General features: G+C 53.8%; 16 protein-coding genes. 8 read left to right on the top strand and 8 right to left on the bottom strand.

Going from position 1 to position 16,069, the window contains the following annotated elements; all coding sequences use genetic code 11:
* Positions 1–85: 85 nt before the first annotated feature.
* The gene (locus JFY74_20480; protein QQG28380.1) at positions 86–1,198 is read right to left on the bottom strand and encodes a branched-chain amino acid ABC transporter substrate-binding protein; all 1,113 of its coding nucleotides are present in this window, start codon (positions 1,196–1,198) and stop codon (positions 86–88) included.
* Between the two features lie 404 nt (positions 1,199–1,602).
* Between JFY74_20480 and panM the strand changes: the two genes are divergently transcribed.
* Positions 1,603–2,049, top strand: coding sequence for an aspartate 1-decarboxylase autocleavage activator PanM (panM, locus tag JFY74_20475; protein QQG28379.1), 447 nt, complete (start codon positions 1,603–1,605; stop codon positions 2,047–2,049).
* Positions 2,050–2,132: 83 nt separating this feature from the next.
* Here panM and rpoH read toward each other — a convergent pair whose 3' ends face one another.
* From rpoH to ftsY, 4 genes are all read right to left on the bottom strand, one after another.
* Positions 2,133–2,990 (bottom strand): RNA polymerase sigma factor RpoH, encoded by an 858-nt coding sequence (rpoH, locus tag JFY74_20470; GenBank protein ID QQG28378.1) that lies wholly within the window; start codon positions 2,988–2,990, stop codon positions 2,133–2,135.
* A 356-nt stretch (positions 2,991–3,346) separates the two neighbouring features.
* Entirely contained in the window at positions 3,347–4,315 is a 969-nt protein-coding gene (gene ftsX / locus JFY74_20465) for a cell division protein FtsX (GenBank protein ID QQG28377.1), read from the bottom strand.
* The gene (gene ftsE, locus JFY74_20460) at positions 4,305–4,976 is read right to left on the bottom strand and encodes a cell division ATP-binding protein FtsE (protein ID QQG28376.1); all 672 of its coding nucleotides are present in this window, start codon (positions 4,974–4,976) and stop codon (positions 4,305–4,307) included. Before ftsE ends, ftsX begins: the two co-directional genes overlap by 11 nt.
* 5 nt (positions 4,977–4,981) lie before the next feature.
* The gene (ftsY, locus tag JFY74_20455; protein QQG28375.1) at positions 4,982–6,424 is read right to left on the bottom strand and encodes a signal recognition particle-docking protein FtsY; all 1,443 of its coding nucleotides are present in this window, start codon (positions 6,422–6,424) and stop codon (positions 4,982–4,984) included.
* 349 nt (positions 6,425–6,773) lie between these two features.
* Here ftsY and rsmD point away from each other — a divergent pair, with 349 nt between their 5' ends.
* The gene (gene rsmD, locus JFY74_20450; protein QQG28374.1) at positions 6,774–7,349 is read left to right on the top strand and encodes a 16S rRNA (guanine(966)-N(2))-methyltransferase; all 576 of its coding nucleotides are present in this window, start codon (positions 6,774–6,776) and stop codon (positions 7,347–7,349) included.
* Positions 7,350–7,378: 29 nt separating this feature from the next.
* Positions 7,379–7,654 (top strand): DUF1145 family protein, encoded by a 276-nt coding sequence (locus tag JFY74_20445; GenBank protein ID QQG30600.1) that lies wholly within the window; start codon positions 7,379–7,381, stop codon positions 7,652–7,654.
* A gap of 72 nt (positions 7,655–7,726) precedes the next feature.
* Here the strand turns inward: JFY74_20445 and JFY74_20440 are convergent, their stop codons facing one another.
* Positions 7,727–8,047, bottom strand: coding sequence for a DUF1820 family protein (locus tag JFY74_20440; protein QQG28373.1), 321 nt, complete (start codon positions 8,045–8,047; stop codon positions 7,727–7,729).
* Positions 8,048–8,241: 194 nt separating this feature from the next.
* Between JFY74_20440 and JFY74_20435 the strand changes: the two genes are divergently transcribed.
* A complete protein-coding gene (locus JFY74_20435; GenBank protein QQG28372.1) occupies positions 8,242–8,871 on the top strand; it encodes a lysoplasmalogenase in 630 nt (209 codons plus the stop codon).
* 91 nt (positions 8,872–8,962) lie between these two features.
* Entirely contained in the window at positions 8,963–11,317 is a 2,355-nt protein-coding gene (locus JFY74_20430; GenBank protein ID QQG28371.1) for a zinc/cadmium/mercury/lead-transporting ATPase, read from the top strand.
* A 137-nt stretch (positions 11,318–11,454) separates the two neighbouring features.
* Here the strand turns inward: JFY74_20430 and tusA are convergent, their stop codons facing one another.
* Positions 11,455–11,697, bottom strand: coding sequence for a sulfurtransferase TusA (gene tusA, locus JFY74_20425; GenBank protein ID QQG30599.1), 243 nt, complete (start codon positions 11,695–11,697; stop codon positions 11,455–11,457).
* Positions 11,698–11,930: 233 nt separating this feature from the next.
* On the opposite strand from tusA, the gene JFY74_20420 reads away from it, so the two are divergent.
* Entirely contained in the window at positions 11,931–12,608 is a 678-nt protein-coding gene (locus tag JFY74_20420) for a 7-cyano-7-deazaguanine/7-aminomethyl-7-deazaguanine transporter (protein QQG28370.1), read from the top strand.
* Between the two features lie 383 nt (positions 12,609–12,991).
* The gene (locus tag JFY74_20415) at positions 12,992–13,558 is read left to right on the top strand and encodes a DcrB family lipoprotein (GenBank protein ID QQG28369.1); all 567 of its coding nucleotides are present in this window, start codon (positions 12,992–12,994) and stop codon (positions 13,556–13,558) included.
* Between the two features lie 49 nt (positions 13,559–13,607).
* On the opposite strand, the gene JFY74_20410 is transcribed toward JFY74_20415, so the two are convergent.
* Positions 13,608–14,804, bottom strand: coding sequence for an MFS transporter (locus JFY74_20410; GenBank protein ID QQG28368.1), 1,197 nt, complete (start codon positions 14,802–14,804; stop codon positions 13,608–13,610).
* 118 nt (positions 14,805–14,922) lie between these two features.
* Here JFY74_20410 and yhjD point away from each other — a divergent pair, with 118 nt between their 5' ends.
* The gene (gene yhjD / locus JFY74_20405; protein QQG28367.1) at positions 14,923–15,939 is read left to right on the top strand and encodes an inner membrane protein YhjD; all 1,017 of its coding nucleotides are present in this window, start codon (positions 14,923–14,925) and stop codon (positions 15,937–15,939) included.
* Positions 15,940–16,069 lie beyond the last annotated feature (130 nt).

The following is a 16,069-nucleotide window of genomic DNA, read 5'->3' as shown; positions in this document are numbered from 1 at the left end:
TACACTCAGCGAGCGAAGAATACTCTTCACGCCGAAGAGGCAGACAACGGCATCTTCATCCGTTACCCACCTACCGGCATGATGATTATTTCACTGCGCTGGACGTACCGTCTTTGTGCCACTCAAATACGCCAAATTCAAACCCTTTCAGGTCGCCTTTTGCATCCCAGCTTAATGGTCCCATTACTGTATCCACAGGGTTCACTTTCAGATCCGCGGCCAGTTTTTCCGGCGCATCGCTACCCGTACGCGTCATCGCGGTGGTCAGCGATTGCAGCGCGGCGTAGGTCGTCCAGACAAACGGACCGGTTGGATCCAACTTTTTGGCTTTCAGCGCATCGACAATCGGTTGGTTAGCAGGAACCTGATCGTAACGCTTCGGCAGCGTCACCAGCATGCCTTCAGAGGCATCGCCTGCGATGTTGGACAGCGACGAGTTACCCACGCCTTCCGGGCCCATGAATTTGGTGGTCATGCCAGCCTGACGCGCCTGACGCAGAATCTGCCCCATTTCTGGGTAGTAGCCGCCGAAATAGACGAAATCGACGTTCTCTTTCTTCAGACGCGCAACCAGCGTGGAGAAATCTTTATCACCCGCCGTCACACCTTCAAACAACACAACATTCGCACCGGCTTTTTTCAGACTATCCTGAACAGAACGGGCCAGGCCTTCACCATATTGCTGCTTGTCATGAACCACGGCGATACGCTGCGGTTTGAGGGTTTCGACAATGTATTTTGCTGAGGTTGGCCCCTGATCGGAATCCAGCCCCGTCGTGCGCAGCACCATTTTGTAGCCGCGCGTGGTTAAGTCGGCGTTGGTTGCCGCAGGCGTAATCATGATCACGCCTTCTTCTTCATAGATATCAGACGCAGGCTGCGTGGAGGAAGAACACAGATGGCCAATCACATAACGGATACCGTCATTGATGACTTTGTTCGCGACGGCAACCGCCTGCTTAGGGTCGCACGCGTCATCATATTCAACGCCAACCAGCTTGTTACCGTTTACGCCGCCTTTTGCGTTAATGTCTTCAATGGCCTGACGTGCGCCAATGAACTCCATATCGCCATACTGTGCAACGGGGCCAGACATGGCACCCACAACGGCAACCTTAATATCGGCAGCGTTGACCGCGTGACTCAACGCCGCAGCCATACAACCCATCAGCAATACTTTACCCTTACTGAATTTCATTCTTTTTACCCCATCTGTCATTATGGATATTGCCGAAAACCTGACCGCCTTCTGCCATAACCAGCTATTTTCTTATAAGTAAGAAAGGCTTAGGTTATTATTAGTAATGATTTCTAATAAGGCTTTATTTTTCATATTATTAAACAGGAATATTATGCTGCAAATCAACTCACATTGTCAGAAACAAGCGGAGCAAACAGCACAAAATGCCAGATGCAAAAACCAGCATTCAATTTATATATAGTCAGATATTCTGCTTTGTGCATTAATTGTTGATGGATTACTCGAAAAACAAAGAATGAGAAAAACATTTGCCCTATTAACCATAACGCTCAAATTACACAACTGATCCACTACAAAACAACTACATTATTCTTCACTCATATGATGGAGTGCCGATAAAAATGAAACTAACCGTTGAATGCCTCACCCGATTCAGCCCTCAGGATAAAATTGATCTGGCAAAAATCTGGCCACATCAGAACATTGATTTACTCGAGGAGGAACTCACACCCGATCGGCGATTATTTGCCGCCCGTTTTAACGATCGGCTATTAGGCGGCATGCTGGTCGAGCTTGAAGGAGAATATGCGGAACTGAGCGATCTGATGGTGCGGGAAGTCACGCGGCGGCGGGGGGTCGGGAAACTCTTGATTGATGAAGCGCGTCATCAGCTTCCTGAGGTTAAAGAGTGGTGGCTGGCCACGGCCGATCATGCGGCGATCAAAGAAGAAGTGCTGGCGCGGTTTATGGTGTCCTGCGGCTTCTCACCGGTGTCCGGCGGCTGGCGCTATATTCGCAGAAAAGAAACGCCGTTGATTCTTGACCAACTCAACCCAGAGAAACCCTAAACTACGCTCTACGGCCTGACGCCAGACAAAAACAAAACGACCGGGCATTACCCGGTCGCTACAGAAAGAGACGATGAGAGCGATTAGGCTTCTATCGCCGCTCGCAGTTTTTTCATCGCATTCTTTTCTAACTGACGCACACGCTCTGCGGAAACGCCGTATTGATCGGCTAGTTCTTGCAAGGTGGATTTGTTGTCATCATCCAACCAGCGGGCGCGAATAATGTGCTGGCTGCGTTCGTCCAGCCCTTCCAGCGCGTAGGTGAGCTTATCGGCCGCATGCGTTTCCCAGTTATCTTCTTCAAGGCCATCAGCAAAGTCAGACGATTTATCCTGTAGGTAAAGCATCGGCGACATCGCCTTGCCGTCGTGCGAATCTTCTTCCGGCGTCGGATCGAACGTCATGTCCTGCGCCGCCATGCGGGATTCCATCTCGCGCACATCTTTGCTGGTCACGCCAAGTTCACGTGCCACTAGTTCGACTTCATCCTGATTAAACCAGCCGAGGCGCGTTTTCGACTTACGCAGGTTAAAGAACAGCTTACGCTGTGCTTTGGTGGTCGCGACTTTCACGATACGCCAGTTACGCAGCACGTATTCATGAATTTCGGCTTTGATCCAATGCACGGCGAAAGAAACCAGACGCACGCCAACTTCAGGGTTAAAGCGACGTACCGCCTTCATCAGGCCGATGTTCCCTTCCTGAATCAGGTCCGCCTGCGGCAGGCCGTAGCCGGAATAGTTACGGGCAACGTGAATAACAAAACGCAGGTGTGACAGAATCAGGTGCTTAGCCGCATCCAGATCGCCCTGATAATGCAGCCGTTCAGCCAGCGCCCGCTCTTCCTCCGCCGTCAGCATCGGATAGGCATTGGCGGCACGAATATACCCTTCCAGACTGCCCTGGGGAACTAAGGTGAAAGTTTGCATATCTTTGGTCATTCAACCCTCTCAGTTGCTCTACTCGTCATATTGCAGTCGACTATCTTAGCACTGCTTCACCGCATCGTTTTGCGCGAAGATGGCAAAACACGGCACCTTAACGCTTATTTTATGAAAAACCCTAAAACCAGATTAATCAAATCCTAAAATCTGTCTATTCAGACTGTGATTTCGCTCGCAAGTTCCTCTCATTTTATTCACCTCATGCCAGAGATCAAGCAGGGGAAAAACGAGCCACTCACACACGCTAAACCAAGGGGAAAACACAGCGGGGAGAACAAAGAAGAGATGTCGCTGAGGAGGTTTCCCCCTGCAATACTGTCTGAATTACAGGGGAGAATTATAGCAGAAAATGCTTACTGTGGTGTAAAACGGCGTAAATGTTGCACGGTTGCCAGCCAGGCGGCCAACCAGCCAATCATGCCGGCGATTAACAACAGCAGCAGGGATTCATCCCAGCTCAGTCCTTTGACGGCAAACGTCGTACCGAAAACAGCGGCAACCTGCGTTACCACCGCATCCAGCTTCCAGACCAGCGCCTGCGATAAAATCAGCGACAACACCGCGCCGCCCACGCCCATCGCCGCCCCGCCATTTAGGAAGGGACGCAGAATGAAGCCATCCGTCGCGCCAATCAGCTTCATCACATTGATGGTTTCACGGCGGCTGAAAATACTCAGACGCACGCTGTTGCCGATCACCAAAAAGACGGCAACAACCATCAGGACACCAATCGTCGCGGAAATTTGCCCAACCAGATTAGTTAACGCCACCAGCCGCGCAAACCAGCTGTCGTCCATCCGTACTTCATCGACGCCCTGCGTCGCGGCCACACGGTCACGCAGCGTTGTTAGCGTATTGGAATCCTGAAAGCTCATTTTCGGCGTAATAATTGCCACCGCCGGCAACGGGTTCTCTTCCAACATATCCAGCGCGCCGCCAAAACCGGACCAGTTGCGGAACTCGCCCATCGCTTCATTACGCGACAGATAATTGACTTTATCGACGCCGTCTTCAGATTGAAGCTGCGTGATAACCGCCTGCGCCGCGTTGTCATCCAGCGATTTATCCAGATATACCGTCAGTTGCGGCGAGGGGTACCACTGCGTGGCAGCCTGACTGACATTCTTCCAGACCAGATAGCAGATGCTGGGCAACGCCAGCGAGATAGCGATGACCATCACGGTCAGAAATGTCGCCAGTGGCTGGCGCAGCATATCCGCCAGCGTATTGGTCCAGGCATAACGCCACTGTTCCTGCCAGCCGCCGCGCAGCGCTTTCGCTTTTGCGACAGGCTTTTTCGCATTACGGACGTTATTCGCCATTGTGGTTTCCCCCCACCATGCGGCCATCCGACAGCGTCAGCACACGGTAATTACGGCGGGCGATAAGCCCGGTATCATGCGTCGCCATCAGGACGGTGACGCCGACGCGATTGAATTCTTCAAACAGGCGCAAAATGCCTTCTGACAGCGCCTTGTCGAGGTTGCCGGTCGGTTCATCCGCCAGCAACACCGCAGGTTTGTTCACCACCGCGCGCGCAATGCCAACACGCTGCTGTTCACCGCCGGATAGCTGGATAGGATAGTTCTTCGCTTTATCCAGCAGGCCAACCTTGTCCAGCGCGGCGGATACCCGGCGACGGATATCCTCACTGCTGGCACCCGCGATGATGAGCGGCATCGCGACGTTGTCATAGACTGTGCGTTCCATCAACAGGTGGTGATCCTGAAAGATCATGCCGATCTGGCGTCGCAGGAACGGGACTTCGCGTTTTTTCAGGCGGCTGATATTGTGACCGCCAAACAAAATCTGACCCGCGCTGGGACGTTCAATGCCACAAATCAGTTTCAGCAGGGTACTTTTCCCCGCGCCGGAATGGCCGGTCAGGAACGCCATTTCCGCTGGGCGCAGATGGAAATCCACCCCTTGCAATGCCTGACGCCCACCGAGGTAAGCTTTACTGACCTGTTCAAAACGAATCATCCGTTTTAATCCTCTCGGGCAAAAAGTGCCTCAATAAAATCGTCGGCCTTGAATGGCCGTAAATCTTCAATACCTTCACCTACCCCAATATAGCGGATAGGAATAGCGAACTGGTCGGCAATGGCGAAAATCACCCCGCCTTTCGCGGTGCCGTCCAGCTTAGTTAAGGTAATCCCCGTCAGCCCAACCGCTTCATTAAACAGCTTGGCCTGACTCACCGCGTTCTGTCCGGTGCTCGCATCTAGCGTCAGCATCACTTCATGCGGCGCGTCTTCGTCCAGCTTCTTCATCACGCGCACAATCTTTTTCAGCTCTTCCATCAGGTGCGCTTTGTTCTGCAAGCGACCCGCGGTATCCGCGATCAGGACATCAACGCCGCGCGCTTTCGCTGCCTGAATCGCATCGAAAATCACCGATGCCGAATCCGCACCCGTATGCTGTGCCACCACCGCCACGTTATTGCGCTGTCCCCAGACCTGAAGTTGCTCGACCGCCGCCGCACGGAAAGTATCCCCCGCCGCCAGCATCACGGATTTGCCCTGTGCCTGGAACTGGCGTGCCATTTTCCCGATGGTGGTAGTTTTACCCACACCATTAACGCCAACCATCAGAATGACATACGGCGTTTTGCCTTCGATATTCAGCGGGGCGTCCACCTTAGCAAGAATCTCCGCCATTTCTTCTTTCAGCTTCACAAAAAGCGTATCAGCATCTTTCAGTTGGCGGCGGCTAGCGTGCTCCGTCAGGCTACCGATGATCTTACGGGTCGTCTCAACCCCGACATCGGCAATCAGCAGTTGTTCTTCCAGTTCATCAAACAGATCGTCGTCGATTTTCTTACCGCGAAACAATCCGATAAATCCGGAACCGAGGTTCTGGCGCGTTTTTACCAGACTGCGTTTCAGGCGAGCGAAGAAACCTTCTTTCGTCGGACGTTCCTGCTCTTGCGCCACAGCCGGAACATCATCTGGCTGCGCCTGTTCTGGTTCTTCGTATTCTTGCTCTTCCTGCTGCGCAACGTCCGGCTCTGCATTAACCACCGTCACGCGCTCGGCGATCTCGGTCTGCACGATCGGATCGGCGATATCCCGATCGAGACCGTCACGATCGTCTGGTTCAGAAGCGTTGGCTTCCGGGACGGCGATGGTGGATGCGTCTGCCGCTGCGGTAACCTCACGCTCGGCGGCCGGTTGGGTCAATGCTTCCGCTTCAACCTTGACCTTTTCTTCAACGACAGACTTTTCCAGAACAACAGGCGCTTCCGGCAGCACTGGCTCCGGCGCGTGTTCAGCGGTCTGCTGAATTGATGCTGCAATATCCGACTCTGCTGCTGACGGCTGTTCTTTGACAACAATCTTCTCTTGAGCAGCAGGCTGCTCTTGTTGTTTTTCTTCCTGTTTCCCTAATCCCAGCCAGGAAAAAAAACCGCGCTTCTTTTCTTTTGACATGTGCGATCGCGCTCCACGCTGCTCACCGCAGCGAATCAATCAATGAAAATCATATTTAAACAACAAGTTTAACACTTTCCTGCCGACAGCAACACGCAGCCAACGGGGGCAATGGCAGACAATTCTCCGCGCTGCCGACAATCTTCGTAACGAAAGGCAATGTCCGTAACGAAGTGTGTCAAACACCGTACGTGATCGAAAGGCCGCAGACAGCACAAAATTTTGGGTTAAGCGCCTTAACGTCCATCTTAACATTCCCTCTACACGTAACCGCCGCTAGAATAGCGCCAGAAATTTCCTGCCCGCATCCACACCATGATGATGCGGCACAACAATAACCCTGTGAGCTATGGCTAAAAAAAATGCATCGTCAGCCGCCGGACAAATCCGAATCATCGGTGGTCAATGGCGCGGCAGAAAACTTCCGGTTCCTGATAGCCCCGGTTTACGTCCCACCACCGATCGCGTGCGGGAAACACTGTTTAACTGGCTGGCTCCCGTCATTCAACAGGCACGCTGCTTAGACTGTTTTGCCGGCAGCGGTGCGCTCGGGCTGGAAGCTCTTTCTCGTTATGCTGCGCACGCCACATTACTGGAGATGGAGCGTGCAGTCTCCCAGCAATTAACGCAGAATCTGGCACTGCTTCGGGTGGAAAACGCCGAGGTGGTCAATACTGATGCCCTGAGCTGGCTGGCGAAGCCGGGCACGCCGTTTGACGTTGTGTTTCTCGATCCACCGTTTCGCAAAGAACTGCTGAATAACACGCTTGCTCTGCTGGAACAACAGGGCTGGCTGGCACCCGACGCGTGGATTTACGTGGAAACCGAGGCGGAAAATGCGCAGCTGACTATCCCGGAAAATTGGCAACTGCACCGTGAGAAAATTGCGGGCCAGGTCGCCTACCGTTTATACATTCGTCAATAAGCTTCGCAGCAACGTAAGGGTAAGAGATGATTTTGATTAACCTTGGCAGGCTATTGATGCTGGGCGTGTGGGGATTTCTGTTGCTTAACCTGATTCAGCCGTTCCCCAAGCCGTTGAATATCTTCATGACTGTGGCGATGGTGTTTATGATCCTGATGCATGGTTTTCAGCTGCTGCTGTTAAAATCCAGCCAGCCGAAAGACAGTCCCGCGCTGAACCGCGCGCTTCAGGCACGTATTTTCCTTTTTGGCGTGTTTGAACTGCTGGCGTGGCAGAAAAAGCAGCCTAAGCCACCGAAGCCGTAATCGCTACTTCTGCTGGGGCACAAAGCGAATAAAGCGCGCGCCCTTTCGCTCAAAGGACACGCGCCAAGAAAATCAGGGTTTCTTGCCGGGAAGATAAGGGAACGCGGCAACGTTATCGCCTAAATCAGAAATGCGAGCGCTGCCCTTTTCCGTCACGGCATCAATACGAATAATGGCCTGTAGAGGGATAAAACTGCGGCTAACACCCGAGAATTCCGTTTTCAGTTTCTCGGTTGACGGGTCAACCAACACCGTAGACTGGCTATCAAACACGAAGTCGGCAATTTCAATAAAACCGAACAGATTACCCTGAACCAACTCACGCACGTAAAGCTGGTAATTCTTACCGTTATTTATAAATTGAATACGATAAAGTGCAGATTCATTACTCATTCAACACAACGCTCCCTTCAGAGACTTCACGGCGCCCATCTACAATAAAAACAGGCGATAACATAACATGAAGTTCACAGAAGTCGCATCCGCCTCCCCCCCCGTGTTGTTTAACTTCCTCACAATCCCCTACACTGAACAAAGAACGGTTTATTTTTATCCTGACACAAACAAAAACACAAAAAGGACACGCTATGCTGTGGTCATTTATTGCTGTGCTTTTTTCTGGTTGGTTGTATGTGGATGCCAGCTACCGTGGGCCAACGTGGCAGCGCTGGTTATTCAAACCCGTCACGATGCTACTGCTGCTGGCTCTGGCCTGGCAGACGCCGCTGCTTGGCGTGCCGGGCTATCTGATTGTGCTGGGGCTACTCGCCACGCTGGTCGCAGACACCCTGCTGTTGCTGCCGACTCAGCGCCTGCTCTACGCATTTGGCGCTTATTTCCTCTCCCATCTGCTGTACACCATTAGCTTTTTTACCGGACAGATTTCGCTCACGTTCTTCTGGCCACTGGCATTAACGCTCGTCATTCTGGCCGCGATCCTGATCGCCATTATCTGGGGGCGACTGGACGCACAGCGCTGGCCTGCTTGCGCTTTTATCATCATGACGACGCTGATGGTCTGGATTGCAGGCGAGCGCTATTTTGCACTGGGGACAAACGCGAATTTCTCCCTGCTGATGGGCACCGTACTGCTGTTTATCGCCCATGCGGCCTGGCTGATTCACCATTACCGTTTTCCGTTCCGCGCCCATCAGGCGATTGTCGCGGCAGGCTATTTTGGTGGCCATTTCCTGATTGTTCGCTCCCTCTATTTCTGACGTTCGCGGCGCTCACGAAAATCTGGCTAAGCATTAAGCGGCGGTGTAAAGTTCCTGATGAGAATGTAAGTCACTAACAATGGAGGAAGAGATGCACTCTCATCAGCATAATCACAGCGCTGAGAAATCAGCCTGCTGCAATAACAGCGTTCACCACGCGCCACGCCGCGCCAAAAGCTGCTGCAACGAGCACACGCAGCATTCAAACCACGCCGACCAAAGCTGCTGTTCAACCAAACACACGTCTGACGCCGTAGTGCAGAGCGCGTGTGGCACAGAGCAACATTCGTCGGACAGCGGCGGTAGCACAGATTCAGACGACCCCGACGGCGGAGACAGCGACAGGCCCCGATCCCACCAGCGTTTCAGCTGGAAAATCAGCGGGATGGATTGTCCCAGCTGCGCACGTAAAATCGAAAATGCAGTAAAAAATCTCACCGGAATTGAACAGGCCAAAGTGCTGTTCGCCACCGAAAAACTGGTTGTTGATGCCAACACCGATATCCGACTTCAGGTTCAACATGCCGTTCAGCAAGCGGGCTTCGCCTTGCAGGACACCGCACTCCCCCTCGCCCCGCCCGACACCTCGACCGTACGTCGTTTTGTACATGAATATGGTTTCTTAATACTTTTCACTTTGCTGGCTGCTGCAAGCTGGGGACTTTCCCTGCTAAGCGAGCGCGGCGGGCAGATCGCGTTTATCGCGACCACGATTGTCGGGCTGATTCCGATCCTGAAAAAAACGGCGCAGCTCATTCGCACGGGTACACCCTTCGCGATTGAAACGCTGATGAGCGTGGCTTCCATCGGGGCGCTCTTGATTGGCGCCACCACCGAAGCCACCGTCATCCTGTTGCTGTTTATGCTGGGCGAGTACCTGGAGTCTTACGCGGCAAACCGCGCACGACGGGGTGTAACGGCGCTGATGGCGCTGCTTCCTGAAGATGCCACGGTCGTCGGCAACGGGCAGCGACGCCTCGTTCCTGTCGCCAGTCTGGTTCCCGGTGACGTGATTGAAGTCGCCCCCGGTGGGCGGCTCCCGGCCGATGCGGAGCTCTTGAACAGCGATGCCAGCTTTGATGAAAGCGCCCTGACCGGTGAATCGGTTCCCGTTGAGCGTACGCCGGGTGAAAAAATCGCCGCCGGCAGCCTGTGTGTCGATCGAGTCGTGCAGTTACGCGTGGTGTCACAACCGGGCAACAGCGCTATTGACCGCATTCTGCAACTGATAGAAGAAGCGGAAGAGCGCCGTGCGCCGATAGAGCGCTTCCTCGATAAGTTCAGCCGTTACTACACGCCCGCCATCATGCTGCTGTCGCTGCTGGTGATTCTGGTACCGCCGTTGCTGCTGGCGCAGCCGTGGCAAGAGTGGATTTATCGCGGCCTGACGCTGCTGTTAATTGGCTGTCCGTGTGCGTTGGTGATTTCAACGCCTGCGGCGATTACGTCGGGGCTAGCCGCCGCAACACGTCGTGGGGCGCTGATTAAAGGTGGTGCGGCGCTGGAATCGCTGGGCAGCATCAAGACTATCGCGTTCGATAAAACGGGCACGCTGACGGAAGGCAAGCCGCAGGTGACGGACGTATTGCCCGCCGCGGGCGTTAGCGCAACGGCGCTGCTAACCCGCACCGCTGCGGTGGAATCCGGTTCGCACCATCCGCTTGCCAAAGCGATCGTCCAGCATGCGCGATCCAGCAGCACGTTCCTGCCAATGGCAGAAAACCGCAAAGCGCTGGCGGGAGTCGGCGTGGAAGGCACGATAGGCGGCAAGCGGATTCAGGTAAGCGCACCGACTCGTGTCGCGCCCGATCTGCTTGATGCCGACTGGTTGCAACGGGTTGATGCGCTGGAAAACGAAGGGAAAACCGTCGTCGTGGTGCAAGAGGACGATAACCTGCTCGGCGTGCTGGCGTTGAGCGATACGCTACGCCACGATGCGCGTGAAGTGCTGGATGCCTTGCAGCAGTTAGGGATTCGTGGCGTCATGCTCACCGGCGATAATCCCCGCGCGGCGGCAGCCATTGCAGCGACATTAGGGATCGATTACCGCGCCAGCCTGCTCCCTGCTGACAAGGTCACGGCAGTCAGCGAATTGAGCAAACAGCATCCCGTTGCGATGGTTGGTGATGGCATCAACGACGCACCGGCAATGAAAGCCGCAACGATCGGGATTGCGATGGGAAGCGGTACGGATGTGGCGCTGGAGACGGCCGATGCCGCCTTAACGCACAGCCGCCTAACCGGGCTGGCCGCCATGATTAGCCTGTCGCGGGCGACGCAGCGCAATATCCGCCAGAACATTACCATCGCACTGGGGCTGAAAGCGGTATTTCTGGTTACCAGTATTCTGGGTATTACCGGACTGTGGCTCGCCGTGCTGGCAGATTCCGGCGCAACCGCGCTGGTCACCGCCAACGCGCTGCGGCTATTGAGAAAACAGGACTGATATTACCGTTGCTGGCTATGAATTGAAGGATCGAGATACACGGAGCGACCACGGGGCGAGGCCTCCCTACGGGAACCTCATCCCCGTGTTTCTCCTAATCACACACGTCAACGAACGATATAACGCACTGAGTATTATTAACCTTTGCGCAGCAGATACCGATAGGGAACTTGCTCGGTCTCTTGTGCCAGAAGCTCATGCTCCATGAACACGCAAAAACTGGGAATATCGCGGGTGGTGGCCGGATCGTCGGCAATAATCAGCAGCGTTTGCCCGGTTTCCATCTGGCGTACCGTCTTACGCACCATCATCACAGGCTCAGGGCAGCGCAGCCCCTGTGCATCAAGGGTTTTATCCGGGTTGGTAAAGGGATCGGTCATCAACGTTCTCAGTGCTGGAATCAAAAAACCGCCTTAGTTTACGCTGAGGATTTCCCGACGCAAGCGACGACAACGTTTGCGCATAAAACAACCATCTTTTTCTTGCAAAACACATGGTCGTAGCGAAATAATTGCATTAGCAAAGCAATTGCGTATTATGCCGCCGCGTTGCAGCATAAATCTGCACGTTATCCCTTGGGTTCCCTAACCCCAATAACCAAAAAGGTCACATTATGTATCGTTTTACTCCCCAGCAGCGGTTTACGGCGCTGATCTGGCTATCGTTGTTCCATGTCCTGATCATTACGTCGAGTAATTATCTGGTCCAGCTCCCGGTATTGATTTTCGGTTTTCATACCACCTGGGGCGCGTTTACCTTCCCATTTATTTTTCTGGCAACTGACTTGACGGTTCGGGTTTTCGGTGCGCCGCTGGCGCGTCGTACCATTCTGACCGTGATGGTGCCTGCGCTGGTAATTTCCTATCTGGTGTCGTGCCTGTTTTATCAGGGATCGTGGCAATCATTCGAGGCGTTAAGTCAGGTGAATATTGTCGTGGCGCGTATCGCCTGCGCCAGCTTCATGGCTTATGTTCTCGGCCAGATTCTGGATGTTCACGTCTTCAACCGCCTGCGCCAGAAGCGTGCATGGTGGGTCGCGCCGGCTGTGTCGACCGTGTTTGGTAATTTCAGCGACACGCTGGCCTTTTTCTTCATTGCGTTTTACCGCAGCACCGATGCCTTCATGGCGGCAAACTGGGTTGAAATCGCGATGGTGGACTATGCCTTCAAGCTGCTGATCAGCCTGGCGTTCTTCCTGCCGATGTACGGCGTCATGCTGAACATGGTGCTTAAACGTCTAGGTGAGCAGAAAGGCGCAGCCGACTACCACTCCGTTAGCAGCCACCGTTAATGGCAATCGGGCGGCTATTCACGCCGCCTTTTCTCATCAAATCACTCATCGTTTTGTAAAAATAACGCAGGTACTAACAACGGTTTGCAACAACAAAATGCTTGTTTTTGCTATCTGAATAGGGTGCCATACTGTTATTACCTGTTTATACCCGTCATATTTCAAGTTGCATGTGCGTTGGCTGCGTTCACTCACCCGAATCACTTACCTGAGTAAGCTCATCGGGATAACATGAGAGACATCCTGTCTCTCACCGAAGGCCAGCCGTTGGCTGGACAAATTCGTTCCCGACGAATTTGTCCTTCCCTTGCCGCCTGCCTGAAACTCGAATTATTTAGGGTATAGAAAGATTATCGGTTTCAAAAACGAGAGAAAGGGATCCCATGTCGAATGTAATCAAATACCTCGGTGTCGGCTTGCTTGTCGGCCTGCTTGCTGCCTGTGATGGCAAAACGGATGACGCTACAAAAGCTGGCGCACAAGATAAACCTGCCGCAGAAGCTACCGCGAGCCAGAACATTGAGTTAATGGATGGCAAGGTGGCGTTTACCCTGCCAACCGATATGCGTGATCAAAGCGGTAAAGTCGGCACGCAGGCGAACAACATGCACGTTTACGCCAATGATAATGGGCAGAAAGCGGTCATCGTGATTCTGGGCGACAACACCACAGAAGAGTTGACCGTGCTGGCACAGCGTCTGGAAGACCAACAACGCACGCGTGATGCCAATCTTCAGGTCGTCACCAACAAAACCATCGACGTTGACGGCAAGAAGCTGCAACAGCTCGACAGCATTATCACCAGCAGCGGACAGCAGGCTTATTCCTCTGTCGTGCTGGGCAAAGTGGAAAACCAACTGCTGACCTTGCAGATCACGCTGCCAGCCAGCAATCAGCAACAGGCACAGAGCGAAGCAGAAGGCATCATCCACACCCTGAAGCTGAAATAATCGGCGTTATCGTCTGACAGTAGCCACAAAGGTGGCTACTGTTGTTTTCTTATACGCTAGCGACCCGCTGGGTCAGTCGCCACGTCAGCGCTAAGCCGCATAGCCCCAACAGCGCTGCTGCCAAATAAATAGAGGCGATACCGGTATAGGCCATCAGCATGCCCGCCACTGGCCCGACGATGCCCAGCGACAAGTCGAGAAATATCGTATAGGTTGCCAGCGCACTGCCCTGATTCTGCGGTGATACCGCCTTGACGGCGACAACGCCTAATGCCGGGAACACCAGAGAGAAACCCGCCCCCGCGAGGAACGCACCGACTTCCGCCATCAGCGGCTGCGTCGCTCCCCAGACCAGCAGCAACCCCACGATCTCAACCACAAAGCACGCCATCGCCACGCGCAATCCGCCAAATCGCTGAATACTGTTAGGGAACACCAGCCGTGCACCGACAAAGGCAACGCTGAAAATGGTCAGCGTCAGCGCCGCACCTTCCCAATTCCGATCGGCATAAAACAGCGTGATGAAGGTGGCGATCACACCAAAACCCGCAGAGGCGATCGCCAGAATAATGCCGTAAACCCAGACTTTCCCCAGCACTTCGCGGAAGGGAATCTTTTTCCCCGGTGCGACCTGCACCGCGGGGCGCGGCAGCGCGAGAACAATCGCCACGGCTGCGATCAGGATAATGCATACGGAAAGCAGTTTTAGCCCACCGATATGGTTGAGCCAGACGCCGAGCGGTGCGCCAATTGCCATCGCGCCGTAAGTCGCAATGCCGTTCCATGAAATCACGCGTCCAATGTGTCGGGAACCGACCACGCCGACGCCCCAGAGCGTTGCACCAGTACCGGCGAAGCTCTGTCCGGCGCCGAGCACAATACGCCCGAGACATAGTAGCAGCAGCGTAATCACGGGCGAGGCGTCGCTAAAGGCGGCCAGCAGATAAAACACTCCGCTCAGCATGACGCCAGCCAGCCCCCAGACGACGATTTTCTTCGGCCCTTTCTCATCAGCACTACGACCCGCATGCGGGCGGCTCACTAGCGTGGAGAAATATTGCAGGCTGATCACCAGCCCGGCCCAGAATGCGCTATAGCCAAGATGATCGTGCACATATCCCGGCAGCACCGCCAACGGCAGGCCGATATTCAGATAGCTGGCGAAGTTGAACGCCACAATCGAAACAATACGCAGATTAAGGCGCAGACCGCTCAGCGACGGTTCGGATGGGGAAGGTGTTGGCATGGAAAATTCACTCGCTTAACGTCCGTGTATGACGTACGTTCAGAAAAACATCGAAAAGTAACATTCTTATATTGTTGGTTATAATCAAACTTATAATCCCGAACACAGGAGAAACGCAATGCCTGTACCGGTAGACCCGGATCGCCAGTCAACATCGTCAACCCCAGAAGGGGATAAATCATCACAGAAACCCCTCTCGTTTCTGGGCAAGAGCAAGCGTCTGGTCGCGCGTATTCAGGCGATCCCCAGTGTGGCGCACCTGATCCGCGCGGGCGAACGTTTCAACGATCGCATGGGCAACCAGTTTGGCGCGGCCATTACCTATTTTTCCTTTCTGTCGCTGATCCCTATCCTCATGGTGTCTTTTGCCGCAGTGGGTTTCGTGCTGGCTTCTAATCCCGATCTGCTGACGGAGCTGATTAACCGCATCGTTAACAGTATCAGCGATCCCAATCTGGCTAACACGCTGAAAAGTACCGTCAACACCGCCGTTCAGCAGCGTACCACCGTCGGGATTACCGGTTTGCTGATCGCACTCTATTCCGGCATCAGTTGGATGGGAAACCTGCGTGAGGCGATTCGCGCCCAGTCGCGTGACGTGTGGGAACGGAACCCGAAAGATGAAGAGAAGATTTACTTTCAGTACACGCGGGATTTCCTGTCGCTGATCGGTTTGGTTATTGCACTCATTATTACGCTTTTCCTGACCTCCGTTGCCGGCACCGCGCAGAACATGATTGTGACCGTGCTGGGGCTGGATGGCATCGAGTGGCTGCGTCCCGCGTTAACGCTGATTGCCCTGTCAATCTCCATATTCGCCAACTATCTGTTATTCCTGTGGATATTTTTCGTTTTACCGCGCCATAAACCCAAACGCAAAGCGCTTTTTCGCGGCACGCTGATCGCCGCCGTGGGCTTTGAAATCATCAAGTTCGCGATGACCGTTGCGCTGCCTAAACTGGCTAGCTCACCTTCCGGTGCGGCGTTCGGTTCGGTCATTGGCCTGATGGCATTCTTCTATTTCTTCGCTCGTTTGACCCTCTTCTGCGCCGCCTGGATCGCAACGGCGAATTACAAAGGTGACACCTCGTCAGATCAGAATGAGCAGGAGAAAGAACCGTCCTCCGATCGCTAAAAGCAGCGTGAAAGCACTGGTTTTCCGATCTGCGTCATGAAAAAATAAAACATCGTTTCAAGGCTATTGACTCAGTCTCGCGTAATGTTGAGACTGACGTTAATTTCCGCATTTTTTATCCCCAATAACA

It is taken from the genome of Pectobacterium carotovorum (genome assembly GCA_016415585.1).
Taxonomy (GTDB): Bacteria; Pseudomonadota; Gammaproteobacteria; order Enterobacterales; family Enterobacteriaceae; genus Pectobacterium; species Pectobacterium carotovorum_K.
This window is presented reverse-complemented; position numbering and strand designations above follow the sequence as displayed.

What these genes read in the sequence shown, in the direction of transcription:
- JFY74_20480 (QQG28380.1), bottom strand. Translation starts at nt 1,198, where the DNA reads ATGAAATTCAGTAAGGGTAAAGTATTGCTGATGGGTTGTATGGCTGCG.
- panM (QQG28379.1), top strand. Translation starts at nt 1,603, where the DNA reads ATGAAACTAACCGTTGAATGCCTCACCCGATTCAGCCCTCAGGATAAA.
- rpoH (QQG28378.1), bottom strand. Translation starts at nt 2,990, where the DNA reads ATGACCAAAGATATGCAAACTTTCACCTTAGTTCCCCAGGGCAGTCTG.
- ftsX (QQG28377.1), bottom strand. Translation starts at nt 4,315, where the DNA reads ATGGCGAATAACGTCCGTAATGCGAAAAAGCCTGTCGCAAAAGCGAAA.
- ftsE (QQG28376.1), bottom strand. Translation starts at nt 4,976, where the DNA reads ATGATTCGTTTTGAACAGGTCAGTAAAGCTTACCTCGGTGGGCGTCAG.
- ftsY (QQG28375.1), bottom strand. Translation starts at nt 6,424, where the DNA reads ATGTCAAAAGAAAAGAAGCGCGGTTTTTTTTCCTGGCTGGGATTAGGG.
- rsmD (QQG28374.1), top strand. Translation starts at nt 6,774, where the DNA reads ATGGCTAAAAAAAATGCATCGTCAGCCGCCGGACAAATCCGAATCATC.
- JFY74_20440 (QQG28373.1), bottom strand. Translation starts at nt 8,047, where the DNA reads ATGAGTAATGAATCTGCACTTTATCGTATTCAATTTATAAATAACGGT.
- JFY74_20435 (QQG28372.1), top strand. Translation starts at nt 8,242, where the DNA reads ATGCTGTGGTCATTTATTGCTGTGCTTTTTTCTGGTTGGTTGTATGTG.
- JFY74_20430 (QQG28371.1), top strand. Translation starts at nt 8,963, where the DNA reads ATGCACTCTCATCAGCATAATCACAGCGCTGAGAAATCAGCCTGCTGC.
- tusA (QQG30599.1), bottom strand. Translation starts at nt 11,697, where the DNA reads ATGACCGATCCCTTTACCAACCCGGATAAAACCCTTGATGCACAGGGG.
- JFY74_20420 (QQG28370.1), top strand. Translation starts at nt 11,931, where the DNA reads ATGTATCGTTTTACTCCCCAGCAGCGGTTTACGGCGCTGATCTGGCTA.
- JFY74_20415 (QQG28369.1), top strand. Translation starts at nt 12,992, where the DNA reads ATGTCGAATGTAATCAAATACCTCGGTGTCGGCTTGCTTGTCGGCCTG.
- JFY74_20410 (QQG28368.1), bottom strand. Translation starts at nt 14,804, where the DNA reads ATGCCAACACCTTCCCCATCCGAACCGTCGCTGAGCGGTCTGCGCCTT.
- yhjD (QQG28367.1), top strand. Translation starts at nt 14,923, where the DNA reads ATGCCTGTACCGGTAGACCCGGATCGCCAGTCAACATCGTCAACCCCA.